Below are 16839 nucleotides of genomic sequence, written 5' to 3' on the forward strand. Positions count from 1 at the left end.
AATTTATTTTGTTGCTATAACAAGAAAATGGAAAAAAAATCCACAATTTAATCTTTTCTTAATAATATCGTCTTAAAATATAACATTATATTTGCATTTAATTTGATCAATATGTTTATTAATAATGACGATCGTTTTGTAGAGTAGAGATTATGCCAAAACCGAAAATTTCTCCAGGACAAGCAATTTTGTTAGTTTTACAAGAGAATAAAATAACGGCAAACGAAAAATTACGCTTAGAAGCGCTTTATATGACGGGCTGTGAAAATGACGATGATATTAGTTTTTTAACTACAATTATTTCACATGCTGCAAAGAGTAATTCTTATTTACAGGCTGTTGATATTTCATTTGAGGCTGAGATTATTGATGCTGATCCGAGCCGGCGTTATTTTGAAACACACTTGGCCTATCATACGACAATTACTGAGGTAGAAAAACTTGATTTGGAGCAAATTCAGCACCATTATACTGACATTTTGGAGTTAATAAAAAATTATGATCCTGTTCTTGGAGATAGCCTAAAAGATGTTGCTGATGGAAAGTTAACTTCACCATGGAATAATTTAGGTAAAATTAAAGAAGCTTTAGGTGCGGATGTAGCAGAATATTTACAGGCTATTAGTGAAGCAAAGAAGAAATTTACCGCAGAAGAGCATGAGAAGATTAAATATGTCATGGGCGCAACTTTATTAGGCCTGATTTGTACTCGTGTTTATGCCAATAAAACAAAAGAGAATCCAGAATTATTTAGTGGATTGCCTCTTAATATTTACGGTAAGGGCCTTTATGCACCTTCTTATCGCGGGAGAAAATCACGAGATGGCCTTCATTTTTTCTCAACGACGGGAATTTTGAAAAGTAATACACCTGCTCCTTACCATAATGATCCTGTTCGTTATGCAGATACAGACAAACAACATAGTTTCACTTTTAAACCAACGGAAAATAGTCAATACGTACTAGGTCTGAACGAAAAAAATTGGAGCGATAATAATTTTGCAAAATTACTTCAACCCTTTGTGAACTCAATATCTGGAACAATACTTTCTCAATTAAGAGCTTGTAGGCAGTTGTTGTCTGATAACAAATTTCAATTTAATGAAATAGGACCGTTTTCTAATTATATGAAGTGCCTCATTTCGTCTATGCTCTATCTTTCAGGAGGGCATACCTTTTATGAGTTTACCTATCCTTTCAAGGTTAAAGAAATTCAAGATGCTTATTGTGAAATTTTAGGTTTTGAAGAGCAAATGACTGTAAAAAACTTGTTTTATCAGACGAACTCTGAGGCATTTAGTAACGCTTTAAAAAGTGCGGGGGAATACAACTTGCAGATCGTGCAGAGAGCATTGGTACATGAAGAATTAATGGATACAATGAATAGACGCATGAGTCAATAATAAATCTGTTTTTACATCGAACTCATATCAATTAAGGTGAGTTCAATGTAAAGGCATTTCCATAACTTTACGTCGCTAAACGAACGTTGTCCCATAAAATGCGTAGCATTTATAGGAAATATAGTTCAAAATAAAATCAGTTTGATGTGAAAATGATATACTCCCAAGTCTTCTAGCAATTATCAACCGATCCTAATTATAAGTATGGCTTATTTCAGGCTCAGTAAGGCTGTTTTCAAGAGTAGGGGGGGTGGATAAAAAACCATAATGAAGCATGCTTGATATAGGCCATTGTAATTGCTGATGTTCTATTACTTGACCATTACATGAACTCAAGATAAGTTGTCCCTTATTATTAAAAATAGAAAAATTTTTGTTATCAGATAAATTTTTTATTGCGTCAATAGATAACGATGTGATTCTAGGGTTGGTAATAATTGCCTTATATATAAAATCCATAAGGCTTTCTGGGGATTCATGATCCAGTGATGCAAAATATTTTTGAATACAAAAGGATAATGAGGCTGCGCTTCCGGCAAGAGTTTTTACAAGGCCTTTTTCTCCGGAAGGTAATATACCTTCTTTCATCAGAAAATTACCTTCTTTATCTGCTAAATAGAAACTATTTTGTTCTTTACGAATATCCAGAGTCCCTAATTTATATACTCCATCTTGACAACCTGTAGGGCCTAAAGCATCGGTCACAAGAATTATTTTGTTTTTAATTGTATTTTGTATGAGAGAAATAAATGAGGACGATAAGTGAACACCATCAGTAATAAGTTCTACACCAGGGGGGCACAGTTCAGGATTTTCAAGTATCCATTGGACAACATGGCTTTGGACATCATTTAAAGTAAGTTTACGTGTTTCTCTGCTACAGGTCTCTTGACAACCATTACCTAAATGAGTAAATCCGCAAGCACCTGCTGCAATAGCTCTACTAATGGCATCTTTATCCTCCGGATTACAGTGACCAATAAATACTTTTACAAAGATTCCTTCTTGCTCAAGTACTTTTGTCTGTTTAATAAAATCTTCTGCTCCTAATAAATCGGGAGCAATTGTTATTTTCCAATGTTTAATATCAGGAGCGACATCAATAATATCTCTAAATTTTTCCATTGAAATATGTTCTTGTAGTGCCTCTTCAGCATGAGCACCTTTACATTTTTTGGCGATAAAAGGGCCTTCTAGATGTACACCAATGATTTGAGTACAACCCGGAATAGGGTTTTGCTCTTGTTTTTTTATAAAATCATTAATCTTAATTAACGATTTTTTTAAGTCTGTTATTGGCATAGAGACTAGGGTTGCTAATGCATAAGAAAGTCCTGTTTTACCTAGCGTTTTGACGATGTGCTCTAATCCCTCATCCCCCATTTCATTGCCTAAAGCAGAGAAATCAATACCTCCTTGACCATGTATATGAGAATCTAACATCCCGGGCATTAGAAAATAGCAACCTTTAGAATCAATAATTTTTTTATCTTGAAGATGTGATAAATCATCGTCAAGATTGAAAATTACCCTAAAACCACTTTCTGTAACCTGTACGTGCTTTAATTCTTTAACCCCAGCATCGTTATAAACATAAATATTTTTAATGAGCATTTTAGCATCCTCACCTAGATAATTTTATTATTATTACATAAAAAGAAGGTTTGATTGCATTTATTCAACAAGTTTCAATGCTCAGCAATTACTGTCTGCGGTGGATAGTGGTTGTAATACTGCATTATCTTTATTGGCGGTTACTATAGGAGCCGTGCTGGTTTTAGCCTCTGTTTTTTCCCTTATCCCTACTGTGGTTGGGTTAGGGCTTGTAGCGGGGCCATATGGTGCTTATCATTTTGTGACTCAAGCAAATGAACAAACGAAGTGCTGGATCAAGTGTGCCCAATTTTTTCGTATTGATTTGCCTGATTTAATTATATGGAGTAGTTGTCCATTAAATTGAGGAAAATCAATAGTGACGTTCACGCCACATGCACCGAAAGGCTGCATTTGGCGCAGACGCATATTGCGCGAAAATCCAGCTTTTCACCAAGAGGCAAGCATATCCTCTGAACCAATAAGCTAAGATAATTGAAGCATATTTTGAGATTCCTCTTTTTGAATATTTGCAACTTTTTTACTTTCGAAAAAGGTATTACGTACAAAGTTGTAACCTGATTTTGTAATCTTACTTCCTAATAAACTGGTGCCTATAGCAGTACCTATACTCACCGACGCCTCAATAAAACTCATTGGTGTTGTTAATAAATTAATACCCAGTGTCGCCCCGGTAGTTATATGATTTGAAAGTTCTTTACTTAAACCCAAATGTGTATTGAGTATATATCCTACTATAGGCGCTGCAATTGCTTGAGCGGGCGAGGTACCTAGTGCAATAAGTAAAAGCGCTCGAATAGCTTGATTAATCCAATATATAGAATCAGGGTGATAATGAAGACTCTGCAAATAGTCGGTTACTCCCTCGTTGGCTAAAGTAATTAATGCGGATAGCAACAGGCCTTGTCGTGCTGCATCGGTAATTAATTGGATGAGCTCAGGAGAAAATAGTTCGGATAGCCTAATAGAGTTAACAGCCTCACTGATCGTATTATTAAACTCAGTATGAGGGAATATTTGTGGTGGTATTAAATGAGTACTGGAAAATGTTTGGGGGCTATTCATGAAACATTGGTCTGGAGTACAGTAAGGTCCGTTTGCCTCTGTGTGAGTCTGGCCATTAAAAAGCCCATAAAACCATCCGTCTTCTGCTTTTTTCTCTTCTTTTTGTTTTTCATTATCCATCATGATTTTCTCCATTTAAATGTTGTATCCATGGTAAAAAACAGAATTAAAAGTGATTTTTTTGTTGCGAGCGATAATGTTTAGATGATGTGAAAAGTTTCACTAGGTTATTTGCTCGATTTTCCAACAAGATAACCGAGTAAGGCAGAGATTATTGCGGTAATCACTAGAGTGGCCCATTTTCTGTCTTCATCAAAACTTTTTACATCGAAAAATACAGAAACACAATAGCAAAAAACGCCTAAAATCATAACTAAAACAATAAAGAAAAGAAGGCAATCTTTTATTCGTCTGATTTTTACATCAGTTGGATGTTCTTCATGAAACGAGATTTTTTCAGACTCAACGTTTTTCTCGTTTTCAGAGGAACTCTTTTTTTGCTCCATGTTCATAGCTAAAACCTCATTGGTAAGTTCAAATAATAATACATGTCTATAGTATTAGAACAAATACCATGAAACATAAAGGATGATTCATGTGTCCACATATATTTTATTGTCTGAATTAGGTATGATTCGCTTACCAGAAAAACATGGGGCAATTATGAAAAAATTAGTTCTTCTTTTTATTGTGTTACTTCCATTTAATGTTTTTGCTAGTGATGAAGTAAATCCTAATTCTTATTTCAATAATAATTGTGAGAATTTAAAAGATCCTGAGGAGAGAAAAGATTGTTTAAATGTTGAAAAAAGAAATGAAGCAGAACAAAACTTCAGAAATTTTGAGCAAGATAACCAAATGCCCTATCAACAAACTTTTTGAAAAATACAAATAATTGCAAATCAACCTCAATTGAAATGATTGGTTGTAATTTTTGCGGCATTTCAAATTTTGAAAATATAAGGATTGGTTATCGGATAATGGGAGAAAATTAAAATCTTATTTTCACCCTAAAGTATATTTCTCTAAAGATCCACTGGAAATGATTTATTTATGAACTATATATACATATAGAAGTCATTTTTTATGGATTCAAGGAGGAGTACAATGAAAAAATTTATAATTACATCTTCGGCTTTATTGATGACCTTCAGTTTGGGAGGTTGTAATACAATGAATGACGTTAGCCAATATAGCAATTCAACTGTAGGAGCAGGTGTAAAATATGGTGCTACTGCTGTGGGTACTGGTGTAGGCTATATAGCCGATACTGGTGCTTTTATAGGTAATGGGGTGGGTAAAGTAGTAGGGACAGGGGTTGGATTTATTTCTGGTCAACCAGCTACTTATCACAATGTGGGCACCTATCATAATAATCAAGTTATTTATCACAACGGACATCGTTATATGCTGAAAAATGGTCATTATGTTCTTGTTCGGTAACTATGTTTTATCTTCTTAAATTAATTTAGATGAATTAATTTAATGTGAGTTTTCGTAGTATGTGATTTTACTTCGAACCGTTCGGGCTGAGAAAGGGCATTGTCTGCTAAGCTTCGAGACAGTATAAATGCTCCCTTAGCCCGAACGATTTGGATCTAAATAGATTTTTTAGCCTAAACTCACGTTAATTTAAGAAGAAGCTTTTTCCTGGAATTACATTCTTCAATTTGAGGATCTCCATTCAAACGCTTCAAGCCCATCAACTATGTTTTTAGTGGGTACGAATACTTCTTGAGATTCAATAGGCTTGACAATATCTTTAGCTACAAGAATGGTGTCTGGAGGCGCATGTTTTTGCATGTGTCCGGCAATATCAATAACTCTATCACTAAACTCTTCTAACGGAGTTGATAAATCATAATACACAAAACCAGTATTTATCCCACAACGAACATGAAAGTCTTGTTTCATCATTTTAGTTGATTGATTAAAATCACGTAGACTTGATAAAATGTCTTTTGCAGCTTCGAAAGCTTGTTCTGTTGTATTAAAACAACTCATCACTCCATCAGGGGTCCAGGCTGCTTTAATATAGCCATGCTCTTTAAATTTACAGACAATGAAATCGTGATATTGATTAAAATCATTTTCAACTATCACCGGGTCTTCGCCAATTTTCATATTAGTAGAATCGACTACATCGATTGCTAAAAATGAGAGATTTCTTCCTGTTTTTTCAAGTTCTTTTTTAAGTTGAATAAATTCTTTCAATAATATTTGTCTGTTTTTTTCCTTGAGTTTACCTGGTTTATCTATGGTTGCTTCCATTTTTTTCACTAAAGTTTGTTGTTCTTTTGTTATTGCTCGATTTTTAAATTCTTTTAAATTTACTCTCATTTTAATTTTTTGAAGGGACAATATGTAATTAGAAAGAATAGATGAGATAAATAATAAACCAATTATTGGAATCAGTCTGGAAAGATCCCAATTTGCTATTTGTGTAGGAATATAGTGTTTTATAGCAGTATTAAGTACTTTGTCTGTTTGAATTACTGGTTTTAAATAAGAATATGAGGATAAATTGCTGATATAGGGAGCAACTATTCCCAAAAATATCGTGAGTATTAAGCCCCATACCAAGAGCTTTAGCCCCCTTAGAGTAAAAAGACCGAAGAGATAAACTGCTTTCATTTTTAAGCTTAACTTATCTTTAATTGATATAATTATAGTTGATCTTTTTCAAAGTAATTCATTTTCCTATTAATTTCTCTTGATTAATATATAGGTAACAAGTCATTATTAGAATTTCATTAGTTTAAATTTATAATTTAAAAGCTAAATAATTTGATGATGTTTTAATCTTCAAAAAGTTCTTATTATAATCTCTATGGAAGTAAATAATTCAATATGATAAGATTTGCATTAAACTAATACGTTAAAATATTCAAATAATGCCTAATACAGATATTCGTCGCGTAAGAGAAGATTACTGGTACACTTCTGCACAAATTGTAGATGTTGGAAATGCTTGGCAACTAGAAAGTCCAGAACGGCTTTTTTTATACTCCTCCAGAGAGGGCTCAGACAGTACAGCTTTTGGAGCTTACCATGTTCCGCGTTGGGATGACTTGCCCAAAAAAATACTTTTGCCTTTAAATATAAATGGAAACCATTGGACAGCAATTACTATTAATGTAAGTCAGGGGGCTAATCATCAAGTAAACGTTAATCTTGGGTATACTGATTCGTTGAATGCCGATGCGAATTTTGCAAACCATGCCCCTCTAATTCGACAAGAAATTGCAAGAATCGAGGGTATTTTTCGCCAAGCATATGGTCCAAGTCAATTGAACATGAGATCAGCAGTTTATCCTTATACCTGGACACAGCCAGATGGTTCTTCTTGTGGTCCTTACTCACTTGTCAATGGTGCACGATGTCTTGATAATCGAGGACAAGAGGCTAACCCAGGAAGAAAAATAATTCGAGAGCAACAACTTAATATGATGACTCAAGGAACAGCAATAAGAAGTTGTTCTACATGTAATGCAGTTGATGAGATATTGTTAGATTGGATTATTGATCATGCTCAAAATAGTGAGTCTTTGCACGTAACAACAGATGATAACGTTCTTGATATTTGTTTCTATTATGCACATAAACATAATCGTGATCTCAATGAGATTGTTCAAATATTTAACAATGAATGCGGTTCTAGTAGTGTAAACTTGTCGTTGTCTCCTAACCAAGTCAATGTACGTGTTAGAGAAATTATTGGTGAGTTAGGAATACAATCCACTCATTATACGAAACACCCCATTCCAAAGCATTCTGCTTCTCAAGGGTATGAAGAAGATTATTCAGACTTAAGTATCGAAGAGTTGATTGAGATATATCAATTAAATGAACCGGTGCAACACGTTGCTGCTTTAATTGCTCAAGAAAATATTTCTCAAAAAATAGACAGTATTCGTAAAATTTTATCTTCAAGTATAGAAGATGATGTGTTTGTATTTGAATTAATGCAACAGATCACATTGCAAATGTATAAAGGCCATCAGATAGAAGCGGAACACTTCATTAATGACATTTTAGGTGGAGGACAACATAAGGAGCATTTAGGTGAGTGTCTTAGAGTGATTTCTGATGTTGTTGGAATGAGAAAATTTTCTCAAGATAATGATGAGAAATTTATCTATCTAGCGAGTGCCTATAAATCTTTAGCTGATGCAATGAGCCAGGTTAAAACAGTTGATCTTAAAACACCCAAAAATATTCTGGATGCACATGTTTCTTTATTACAGGGGGCTATTGATAGGAATAATGCTTCTTTGCTAAGGCAAGTTTGCTTTGCTATCAAAGATTTTAGTTCAGCATTTCTTGAATTTATCACGGGTGGAATTTGGCAATCTGATATTAAACGCATCACAGTTATTAGTGAGCGATTGAAAACAACACAGGGAAATATCAGTACAGACCAACTTCAGCAAGAACGTGGCGCAATTGAAACAATTTTAAATGCAAAGGCCAGCTTAGAAAGAGAGCTGGGTGAAGATTTAACATTTCAAAGTCCGAGATTAACTGTTTCTGATCAATGAGCTTACAAAATGAAAATAGTTTAAAAATTAGAAACATTAACAGACCTTAATAATTGATAACGACATTATTATAAAAAATCAGCTAGCTTCAGATTTTAACTTTTTGATTTTAATGTTTGCTTAATAATTGTTCTTTATACTTTAGAACCCAGCCTGAATATAACAACAATTGTTTTGGTGAATCTATGTACAATAAAAAAGATGAAAATATTAAAGCTCGAGTAAAAAACGCGGTTGATGTTTCTGGAAGCTTTGATAATTGTTTTTTTCATAATTATGCACTTTATTTATTAACTAACCATCAAGCTCTTCCTAAAGATTTATTTAACTTTAAATCGATTTTGGAAGAGAGTAAGGCAGAAAAACTATCTCGTTATTTTCCTAATCAAAAATCATTGAATCAAATTTCATTATTAGATTCTGCAAAAGACCATGCTTCAAATTATCTTTTTGAAAAAACCTTGGTTTTGGGTTTCTTATTTAGAGAGTGGTTTCCAACTCAATTAATGGAACATCTCGAATTAGGTAATGAAATGTTAGAGGGAGAGCATGGTGTATTCATTGGTTTCCAAAACTATAAAGAATACAGAGCAGTTATGTCCAAGGAAGAATTATATACGTCGGAATTTAGTGTTTTATACGAAGCTAACCAAGAATTTTTAGAATATTATTATAATCGCTCACTAGGAAAGATAGATAAGAGCTCACCTTTTGAAGAATATTTTGCTCACTCATCTTCAGATATAGAAGCAATTAGAAATTATTGGAATATAGAAGGGTATGCATCCTATTGTAAATATATGGCTCAACCCCAGGTGAAATTATCTCATATTGAAATTATGGCAATGATGAAGGTTATAGATCAACCATTGACCATTTATGATCGTACCACTGCTGCTGTTGTGGATGAGTATCATAATTTAGGTGCAACGTCGCCTAAGTTTGAAGTAGCACTTCATGCATCAGAAGGCCATTATTTTCTTTTAAAAACGGATGAGACGAAAGAAGATTTAGAAGAGTATGAACAAAGTCAGCGACAATATAAAAAAGATCGAAGTGAACTTCTTTCTCAATCAAAGAAGCCTGTTTCTTCTTTATTGGTTAGAGCCACTTGTCCTAAAGGACATTTAGATGAAGAGCCTTTTGATGCATTAATTGAAAGTCTTTCTGAATTAGAGAATTTACGTAAAGTAGACGATAAGAAACCAGTGAGTCAAAAGTCAACTGCTGTAAACCAAAACGTCAATCATAACTTCCTTTTAAATCTTGGTTCATCAATCGTTGGAACATCGGCTGCATTAGCTACTCTTGTGGGAATTGCTATATTAACAGGGCAATATGATCCAGGGCCTAGCTTGGTAGAAGAGGCAGTAGCAACTACTGTTATATCAAGTATTGCAGGTTTAGGTTATAGTTTGTATAATTTTTTCTCATCTGATGCTCCATCGAACTCTCCAAAAGATCCTGAATATAATTTATCTCAAAAGCAAAAACTGAATTAATTTATATAAAATAGCCGCCATCAAAGGCATGAAAAATGTCTTTGATGCCACTAATCATGTTTTTATCCCATACAGTTCGCCTAATTCTCTTTTATTTTTTCAGTAAGTCTCTTAATCCGGATTGCAATATCGATAGTGTTTGCACGGCATGTTCTTTTATTTAGAATGGAATTCTGCATCAATACGATGCATCTTTGATTTTGCAAGTAACATGCATTACGGAATAACATTTGTTTAGCGACATTAAAATCATTTCCATGTCTTTGATGTTGAACTCAAGTTACTTATTTTTGGAGGATAAATCATGCCAAAGCTTCATCATAATGTTGAACTCATAGCAGTAGAAAACAAGTTACCTGAGAAAATTGCTTCTTCTCTATTTAAAGGGATTACTGAAAAAAGAATCTTAAAGGATCAATTTGGTGCTTATTACTTGATTAAAAAACCTGATGCATTGACCGTAAACGATGTCTTTAAGGGGTATCTTTCGGAAGAGCAATTGCAAAGCCCTGATTTTGATCCCAAAGAACATATTTTTTCAATACAACTTGAAGGTGCATTCTTAGAAATAATAATCCCACGTATGGCAAAAAAGATGTTTGAAGGGATTTTAATTGTTCCTGAAAATTACCTGCATGTAGATAAAGACAAATCAATTGGGGTTATCTCTAAATTCATCAATAATTTTTCAGAGTTTTTATCGCAAAAGGATGCAATAAAAATTGGATCTCTATTTGATCGAGAACATTTACCCAAACGCGAAGATTTATCTCTTACTCCAGAAGAAGCCAGAATCATCGGCCAATTATATGCAGTGGCTTTGGTTTTTAATTTGTGGGATCTATTAAACTCTAAATTGCTTAATTCAGGTTATTGTTTCAGAGAAGGTATAAAACAAGCTGCAATTGTTGATTTTGGTTGTGGAGCTACTCTTAGTTATAAAGGGAGGCATGCGGACACTCTTGCTATGGATGATCCTAATTTTTCACCGGCTAAAAAAATTGATTATTCATTTTTTGGACAATATTACCGTGATCATTACCGTCATGGCCATGCTTTACCTTTTGATCAATTAGTTGCCCCTCTTTTACCTCATACAATAATTTCTGATTTATTTAACATGTCAGCAAAGGATACTATTAGTCAAGCGATGCTTGAAGGCTTTTGTCAGGCAATTACTACTGCTGAGAAAAACATGGCTCAAAATCCTTGTTTATTGGAGGAAGGATTAGCCGAGTCTTATGCCGCGATCACTTTAGATTCCTCCGTACAAGCAGATGAATTGCAATCTTATTTAAATACGGAGTTTTATAGTCTAAAACCCAGAAAAGATTCCCACTCTTTAATTTATTTGCTGCAGCAACGTCTTATCAGCACCAAAATGTTGATTTCCCAATTCCAAGCGGGGATATCTGCAACCTCTATTCAAGAGGATATACGAGATTATTATTATCAGTCCCAATATTTGGGTAAATTTTAATCATTTTATTTGGTTACAATCTTTTGATTTTTTGTATGCTTATTTTAAAATAGCTAACCTTTTAATTCAAAGGAGTAGTGTAATGGGTTTTAAATTTAGTTTAGGAGTCGCATTTTTAATCGGTGTGCCATCACTTTTATTTGCTGAGGACACTTTAATTTTTGCTGTTGATATTATTCGCCATGGTGATAGGACACCAATTATTTCTATACCTGCGGTTAACTATCAATGGAAAGAGGGGGCTGGTCAATTAACTGCAGAGGGTATGCGGCAAGAATATAATATGGGTAAGGAGTTTCGTAAAAAGTATATTGAACAATCCCATCTATTGCCCGAATATTATGAATATGGAACGATGTATGTTCGTTCTACTGCATATGATCGAACCCTGATGAGTGCAGAGTCCTTATTAATGGGACTATATCCTCTGGGAACAGGACCAAAGATCGCAGATTCTTCACCTGCTTTACCGCACGCTTTTCAGCCCATTCCTATTTTTAGCGCTCCTGCAAAATATGATGAAATCATTGTTCAGCAGGTCAGTTCTGAAGAGCGTGCAAAACTCTTTGAACAATATGTTTATTCAACTAAAGAATGGCAACAAAAAGATAATGAGTTAAAAGATAAGTACCCGCTTTGGAGTCGTCTAACAGGTGTTCCAATCCACAGTTTAGCTGAATTACAATTATTGGGGGATTCGTTGTATGTTCATCAAACTCATCATGCCCCTATGCCAGAGAATCTTACTGCCAATGATGTTGAAACAATTATCAATGCCAGTGACTGGGCTTTTATGGCTCAAGAGAGGCCCAAACAAGTAGCAAATGCTTATAGTACTAAGCTTATGAAAAATATTGTGGATTATCTTTATAATGGAAGTCAAAAAAAATCCAACTTGAAGTATGTTTTATTATCAGCTCATGATACAACTATTGCGAGTGCTTTGAGTTTTATGGGGGCTCCTTTGGAAACATCGCCACCCTATGCTTCAAATCTTAATTTCTCGCTCTACGAAAGTGACTCTGTTGGTTATAAAGTAAAAGTCACCTATAACGGTAGTCCAGTTTTGATTCCTGCTTGTGGTGGTTATGTATGTGAGTTACAACAATTCATGAAATTAGTGAATTAATCAATCATAATTGTTCATGCAGCGGATGTTCTTGAGTTTCGTCACCCTCCGCGAAAAGCGGAGGGTCTAAGTGCAACAAATCTTACGCTAAAATTTCACCTTGTAGCATGCTTTCTCGAATATACTTATAAGTATCTTTCTTTGAGATGGGTAAAATAATAGTGTGGATTCAATTCTTCACCTGTTGCCTGATGCAATAGCTCTTGATAGGGATATAATCTACCTTTTTGATGAAGATTTTCTCTGAGCCAACCTAATAAAGCCTTAAAATTGCCTTCTTGCAGGTGATCTTTAATATCGGGAATGGATTTTTTTAATGCGGCGAACAATTGCGCGGCAATTAATGCACCAAACGTATAAGCGGGAAAATAGCCAAAAATTCCTGATGGCCAATGAACATCTTGCATGACTCCATTTTTATCATCACCTAGAGTTGATAAGCCTAAGTATTTTTGCATATAGGAATCCCATACTGAGGGCAAATCATCAATTGTAATTTCAGAAGCAAATAGTAATTGTTCTATTTCATAGCGAAGAATTACATGTAAAGGATAAGTAACTTCATCTGCATCAACGCGAATAAATCCGGGTTTGACTCGTGTATAATGATAGAATAGATTTTCCGCGGTTATATTTTGGGCCTCAGGAAAATATTTTTGTGCAAGAGGCGTTATAAAATGAATAAATGATAAACTGCGACAGATTTGCATTTCAATAAGTAATGATTGGCTTTCATGTACTGACATTCCCAGTGAATGGCCTACAGGTTGAGTGCTCCATTCTTGTAACAATCCTTGTTCGTATAAGGCATGCCCCGTTTCATGGGTAATTGCCATTAAAGACGATAAGAAATCATGTTCGTTATATCGTGTGGTGAGGCGAACATCACTTGAAATACCGCCACAGAATGGGTGATGACTGATGTCTAATCGACCATGATCAAAATCAAATCCCAAACGAGCCATGATCTCCATTCCCAGTTTTTTTTGCTGTTCCATAGGGAAATGGCCTACGATTGGTTTTATTTCACGCTGGTTTTGTTTTTCGAGAATCTTAGAAATAAGCGTAGGTACTTCTTGTTTTAGGGAGTTAAAAATAGGGGTGATTGTTTTACAATCTAAATCAGGCGAATATTCATCAATTAGCACATCTAAAGAAGATTTATGAAATATTTGTGATTTGATATCAGCAATGGTTTTTACTGTTTTAAATAATTTTTGTAGGTAAGGTTTAAATGTTTGCCAATCATTTTTTGTGCGTAACTCTCGCCAGGCCTGGGCGCAAATTAAAGATTCATTAGTATATTCTTCGATTAATTTTGCAGGAATGCAGGTTGATTGCTGATACTTTTTCTCTATCCAATACAGATTTCTTTGCTGCCACAGTGACAACCCATCTATATCTTTTGCCTGTTTGATTAACTCAGCTACTTTTTTATGGGTTAACCAGCCATGTTGAACAGCGCTTAAAGTAGCTAAAGCTTCAGCACGTGCTTGTCCTCCACCGGTCGGCATCATCGCTGCTTCATCCCAAGAAACAATAGCATTTAGATTTTCAAAATCATAATATTTTTTAAGATGTTGTTCTAATTGTTGGTATGCATTCATTAATGACTCTCTCCCTTGGATATTTAAAACACCCCAATAATTTGTTTCTTTAATGGAACAATTAACACACTAAGCTACTTTGTCGCGTTTCTTCTATTGGTGCTTCAAACTGTACCACACGTTGATGAAATTTCATCACTGTAGAGCGGTGTGCAATACTAATAACGGTAGTATTAGGTAGTTTTTCTTTTAAAAGGCTATAAAGTTGATCTTCACTTTCCTCATCCAATGAAGCAGTAGCTTCGTCTAAAAAAAGCCAATCTGGTTTCTTTAATAAAGCTCTTGCAAAAGAAATTCGTTGTTGTTGACCAAGAGATAATCTTTTGGACCAGGTATCTTTTTTATCTAACTCTGGAATAAACCGGTCCATTTTTCCACCCACAGCAAGTAAGGCTGCTTTATATTGTTCCTCCGTATAAATGTTAACCGGATCAGGATAGGCAAGTATGGCCTTCAATGAGTCATGTGGAATTAATGGTCTTTGAGGTAGGAAATACGTTTTCTGCTGTTGAGGAATACTAATTTCTCCTTTACCATGACCCCATGTATTACGAATCGCTTTGAAAAAGGTACTTTTACCAAAACCTGAAGGTGCTTTGATTAAGGTGTTTTCCCCGGGTTTAAACTCTAAATTTAAATGGCGCATAATATAACCAGGATTGGAAGCACGGGGATAGGCAATATTTAAATTTTTTATGATTAATGCATTTGATTGAGAATTATGGATGTGAATATTTTTTTGGCTTACCTTGCTGTTTTCATTATCCAGTTCTTCTTCAAGCTCGATAATTCTTTCGATGCTCGTTTGATATTTTTTTAGAGAGGTGTAGGAGTCAACGAACCAATTTAAGGCTTTACTCACTTCACCAAAAGCAACACCAACTTGCATAATTTGGTTAAAATTGATTAAACCAGTGAAATAAGCAGGGGCAGTAAAAAAATAGGGTAATATTTCGGCTATATAATTATAGCTCGTTTGAAAAGCGGAAACTTTGAGTTTAATCCATAGTTTTTGAAACGCGTTTTGAGAGATTTGCTCTAAATCTTTCGCTAATCTTTTTTGGTGATATTGTTCTCCAGCTTCAAGAGCTATATTTTCAGATTCATTTTGAACAAACTCCAAATCCTTCCTAAATTTTGCTTCTAAACGCTCTTCTTTTTGATTTATTGTTGCCAATGATTTGCCCAACATATGCGTGATTACGCTATTGACTAATGCAACAAATAGCGACGTCCATACTAAATATCCAGGGATAATAATCGTAGCACCAAATACTACTATGGGTAGAGAGCTTCCGAGGATCCATAGCGTGCCAATAAAAGCGACTAAAGTTAATGAGGATCTGAGAAAATCAGTACTTAATGAAAGAGTACGGTCCACAAAGTTATCAATATTATCTTGAATGCGTTGATCTGGATTATCAATATGAGGTGAAACACGTGCTAAATCTAAATAATTTTTTTTACCAAAAAGGTATTTGTCAATGAATTTTGTGGTTAACCAAGAGCGCCATTGAATAGACAATGTTGCAGTTAAGTAATCCATTAAGGTACCTACTCCAACAATAGCCGCACTGGTTAAAGCAATTATGCCGCTATAAAAAAGAAATCCAGTAAATTCTTTTGCCGTAAGGGCTGCCCAAAATCCTAAAAATCCCCAGGGGAGGCTGGCGGCTAATCCAACAAGAGCGAGGATGCAGAGTATTATGCCTCCTAGCAAGAGCCATGCAGTTAATTTTTGATCGGAACGAATAAAATAATCCCTAAATAATTGGAATGCTTTTTTTAGATAAGATGGTTTGGTTGAGTTTTTTTTCATTTTATTGTTCGTATAATGAATTATTTGGGCAAAATATATTATTTATTTCTCTTACTATCATACTTTTTTGATTTTCGAAAGCAATAAAAAAAACAAAATTTGTCTATTTGCTCTACCAAATTTTGTAAGTTAATTGTAAACTTGCCCCTGAAAAAAACATCTTATTAATAAAATGCTCTTTTTCATATCTTGAATTTTTGTTTTATTTGTTAGTTTAACTTTTAAGGAGATTTTGTATGCGCGAGCGTATAGAGGTTAATTCAGAAGAGAATTTGGAAAAAAACATTGAAGAAACTGTAGAACAAAAAGTGGATCAAAGCTCAGAAGACGTTAAAGAGACCCTTTCTCAAAGCTCAGAATCTACCGAAGAAAAAAACACAACTTCTGAACAAACCGAGCAGCCAAGAACACCAGCTAGAAACCTAAATAGCTTTTTTGGCCGTAAACTTTTCCTCCCATGCCCACAAGGTGCAACAGATCATCTTCATTTCGTGGGTTTAGATGATGATGGATTAGTTATGGGTGTTGTACGTGGTGATGAGCGTACTCTGGCGATGCTTGCGATAAGCTCAGTGATGGAAATGATGAGTGCTGCAAACGACGAAGAAAACGAAAACGAAGAAGAAAATAGCAATTCTTTCAGTATGTAATTACGAAGTCCACGGTCTAATGCTTAGAC

At 34.6% G+C, this 16839-nt stretch carries 15 protein-coding genes; 9 read left to right on the top strand and 6 right to left on the bottom strand.

Annotation, left to right across the window (positions count from 1 at the left end; translation table 11 throughout):
* Positions 1-152 precede the first annotated feature (152 nt).
* Entirely contained in the window at positions 153-1403 is a 1251-nt protein-coding gene (locus tag Lsan_RS15090) for a hypothetical protein (protein ID WP_058514967.1), read from the top strand.
* Positions 1404-1595: 192 nt separating this feature from the next.
* On the opposite strand, the gene Lsan_RS15095 is transcribed toward Lsan_RS15090, so the two are convergent.
* Positions 1596-3017, bottom strand: coding sequence for an N-acetylglucosamine-6-phosphate deacetylase (locus Lsan_RS15095; RefSeq protein ID WP_058514968.1), 1422 nt, complete (start codon positions 3015-3017; stop codon positions 1596-1598).
* A gap of 100 nt (positions 3018-3117) precedes the next feature.
* Between Lsan_RS15095 and Lsan_RS21790 the strand changes: the two genes are divergently transcribed.
* Positions 3118-3363, top strand: coding sequence for a hypothetical protein (locus tag Lsan_RS21790; RefSeq protein WP_237762152.1), 246 nt, complete (start codon positions 3118-3120; stop codon positions 3361-3363).
* Between the two features lie 119 nt (positions 3364-3482).
* Here the strand turns inward: Lsan_RS21790 and Lsan_RS15105 are convergent, their stop codons facing one another.
* The gene (locus Lsan_RS15105) at positions 3483-4205 is read right to left on the bottom strand and encodes a hypothetical protein (RefSeq protein WP_058514970.1); all 723 of its coding nucleotides are present in this window, start codon (positions 4203-4205) and stop codon (positions 3483-3485) included.
* 104 nt (positions 4206-4309) lie between these two features.
* The gene (locus Lsan_RS15110) at positions 4310-4594 is read right to left on the bottom strand and encodes a hypothetical protein (protein WP_058514971.1); all 285 of its coding nucleotides are present in this window, start codon (positions 4592-4594) and stop codon (positions 4310-4312) included.
* A gap of 85 nt (positions 4595-4679) precedes the next feature.
* Between Lsan_RS15110 and Lsan_RS15115 the strand changes: the two genes are divergently transcribed.
* Both Lsan_RS15115 and Lsan_RS15120 read left to right on the top strand, forming a co-directional pair.
* Positions 4680-4964 carry a hypothetical protein gene (locus tag Lsan_RS15115; RefSeq protein WP_237762153.1) on the top strand — a complete coding sequence of 95 codons (285 nt, stop codon included), beginning with the start codon at positions 4680-4682 and terminating at the stop codon, positions 4962-4964.
* A gap of 291 nt (positions 4965-5255) precedes the next feature.
* On the top strand, positions 5256-5525 hold the full coding sequence (locus tag Lsan_RS15120; protein WP_237762154.1) for a hypothetical protein: 270 nt from the start codon (positions 5256-5258) through the stop codon (positions 5523-5525).
* 222 nt (positions 5526-5747) lie between these two features.
* On the opposite strand, the gene Lsan_RS15125 is transcribed toward Lsan_RS15120, so the two are convergent.
* Positions 5748-6716, bottom strand: a complete 969-nt coding sequence (locus Lsan_RS15125; RefSeq protein ID WP_058514973.1) for an adenylate/guanylate cyclase domain-containing protein — start codon at positions 6714-6716, stop codon at positions 5748-5750.
* Between the two features lie 260 nt (positions 6717-6976).
* On the opposite strand from Lsan_RS15125, the gene Lsan_RS15130 reads away from it, so the two are divergent.
* The 4 genes from Lsan_RS15130 to Lsan_RS15145 all read left to right on the top strand — a co-directional run bounded on the left by Lsan_RS15130 (position 6977) and on the right by Lsan_RS15145 (position 12734).
* A complete protein-coding gene (locus tag Lsan_RS15130; protein WP_058514974.1) occupies positions 6977-8623 on the top strand; it encodes a Ulp1 family isopeptidase in 1647 nt (548 codons plus the stop codon).
* A 185-nt stretch (positions 8624-8808) separates the two neighbouring features.
* On the top strand, positions 8809-10125 hold the full coding sequence (gene ceg23, locus Lsan_RS15135) for a Dot/Icm T4SS effector Ceg23 (RefSeq protein ID WP_058514975.1): 1317 nt from the start codon (positions 8809-8811) through the stop codon (positions 10123-10125).
* 304 nt (positions 10126-10429) lie between these two features.
* Positions 10430-11605, top strand: coding sequence for a hypothetical protein (locus Lsan_RS15140; protein WP_058514976.1), 1176 nt, complete (start codon positions 10430-10432; stop codon positions 11603-11605).
* Positions 11606-11687: 82 nt separating this feature from the next.
* Positions 11688-12734, top strand: coding sequence for a histidine phosphatase family protein (locus Lsan_RS15145; RefSeq protein WP_058514977.1), 1047 nt, complete (start codon positions 11688-11690; stop codon positions 12732-12734).
* Positions 12735-12859: 125 nt separating this feature from the next.
* Here the strand turns inward: Lsan_RS15145 and Lsan_RS15150 are convergent, their stop codons facing one another.
* A complete protein-coding gene (locus Lsan_RS15150; RefSeq protein WP_058514978.1) occupies positions 12860-14341 on the bottom strand; it encodes a carboxypeptidase M32 in 1482 nt (493 codons plus the stop codon).
* 61 nt (positions 14342-14402) lie between these two features.
* A complete protein-coding gene (locus tag Lsan_RS15155; protein ID WP_058514979.1) occupies positions 14403-16160 on the bottom strand; it encodes an ABC transporter ATP-binding protein/permease in 1758 nt (585 codons plus the stop codon).
* Positions 16161-16396: 236 nt separating this feature from the next.
* Here Lsan_RS15155 and Lsan_RS15160 point away from each other — a divergent pair, with 236 nt between their 5' ends.
* Positions 16397-16810: a hypothetical protein gene (locus Lsan_RS15160; protein ID WP_058514980.1), complete on the top strand. Its 414-nt coding sequence runs from the start codon at positions 16397-16399 to the stop codon at positions 16808-16810.
* Positions 16811-16839 lie beyond the last annotated feature (29 nt).

The sequence above is a fragment of the Legionella santicrucis genome, from assembly GCF_001468135.1.
Lineage (GTDB): Bacteria > Pseudomonadota > Gammaproteobacteria > Legionellales > Legionellaceae > Legionella > Legionella santicrucis.

Bases quoted from the DNA above. Each gene is read 5' to 3' on its own strand.
- Lsan_RS15110 (WP_058514971.1), bottom strand. From the start codon at position 4,594: ATGAACATGGAGCAAAAAAAGAGTTCCTCTGAAAACGAGAAAAACGTT.
- Lsan_RS15090 (WP_058514967.1), top strand. From the start codon at position 153: ATGCCAAAACCGAAAATTTCTCCAGGACAAGCAATTTTGTTAGTTTTA.
- Lsan_RS15125 (WP_058514973.1), bottom strand. From the start codon at position 6,716: ATGAAAGCAGTTTATCTCTTCGGTCTTTTTACTCTAAGGGGGCTAAAG.
- Lsan_RS15140 (WP_058514976.1), top strand. From the start codon at position 10,430: ATGCCAAAGCTTCATCATAATGTTGAACTCATAGCAGTAGAAAACAAG.
- Lsan_RS15120 (WP_237762154.1), top strand. From the start codon at position 5,256: ATGAATGACGTTAGCCAATATAGCAATTCAACTGTAGGAGCAGGTGTA.
- Lsan_RS15150 (WP_058514978.1), bottom strand. From the start codon at position 14,341: ATGAATGCATACCAACAATTAGAACAACATCTTAAAAAATATTATGAT.
- Lsan_RS15095 (WP_058514968.1), bottom strand. From the start codon at position 3,017: ATGCTCATTAAAAATATTTATGTTTATAACGATGCTGGGGTTAAAGAA.
- Lsan_RS15130 (WP_058514974.1), top strand. From the start codon at position 6,977: ATGCCTAATACAGATATTCGTCGCGTAAGAGAAGATTACTGGTACACT.
- Lsan_RS15145 (WP_058514977.1), top strand. From the start codon at position 11,688: ATGGGTTTTAAATTTAGTTTAGGAGTCGCATTTTTAATCGGTGTGCCA.
- ceg23 (WP_058514975.1), top strand. From the start codon at position 8,809: ATGTACAATAAAAAAGATGAAAATATTAAAGCTCGAGTAAAAAACGCG.
- Lsan_RS15155 (WP_058514979.1), bottom strand. From the start codon at position 16,160: ATGAAAAAAAACTCAACCAAACCATCTTATCTAAAAAAAGCATTCCAA.
- Lsan_RS15160 (WP_058514980.1), top strand. From the start codon at position 16,397: ATGCGCGAGCGTATAGAGGTTAATTCAGAAGAGAATTTGGAAAAAAAC.
- Lsan_RS15105 (WP_058514970.1), bottom strand. From the start codon at position 4,205: ATGATGGATAATGAAAAACAAAAAGAAGAGAAAAAAGCAGAAGACGGA.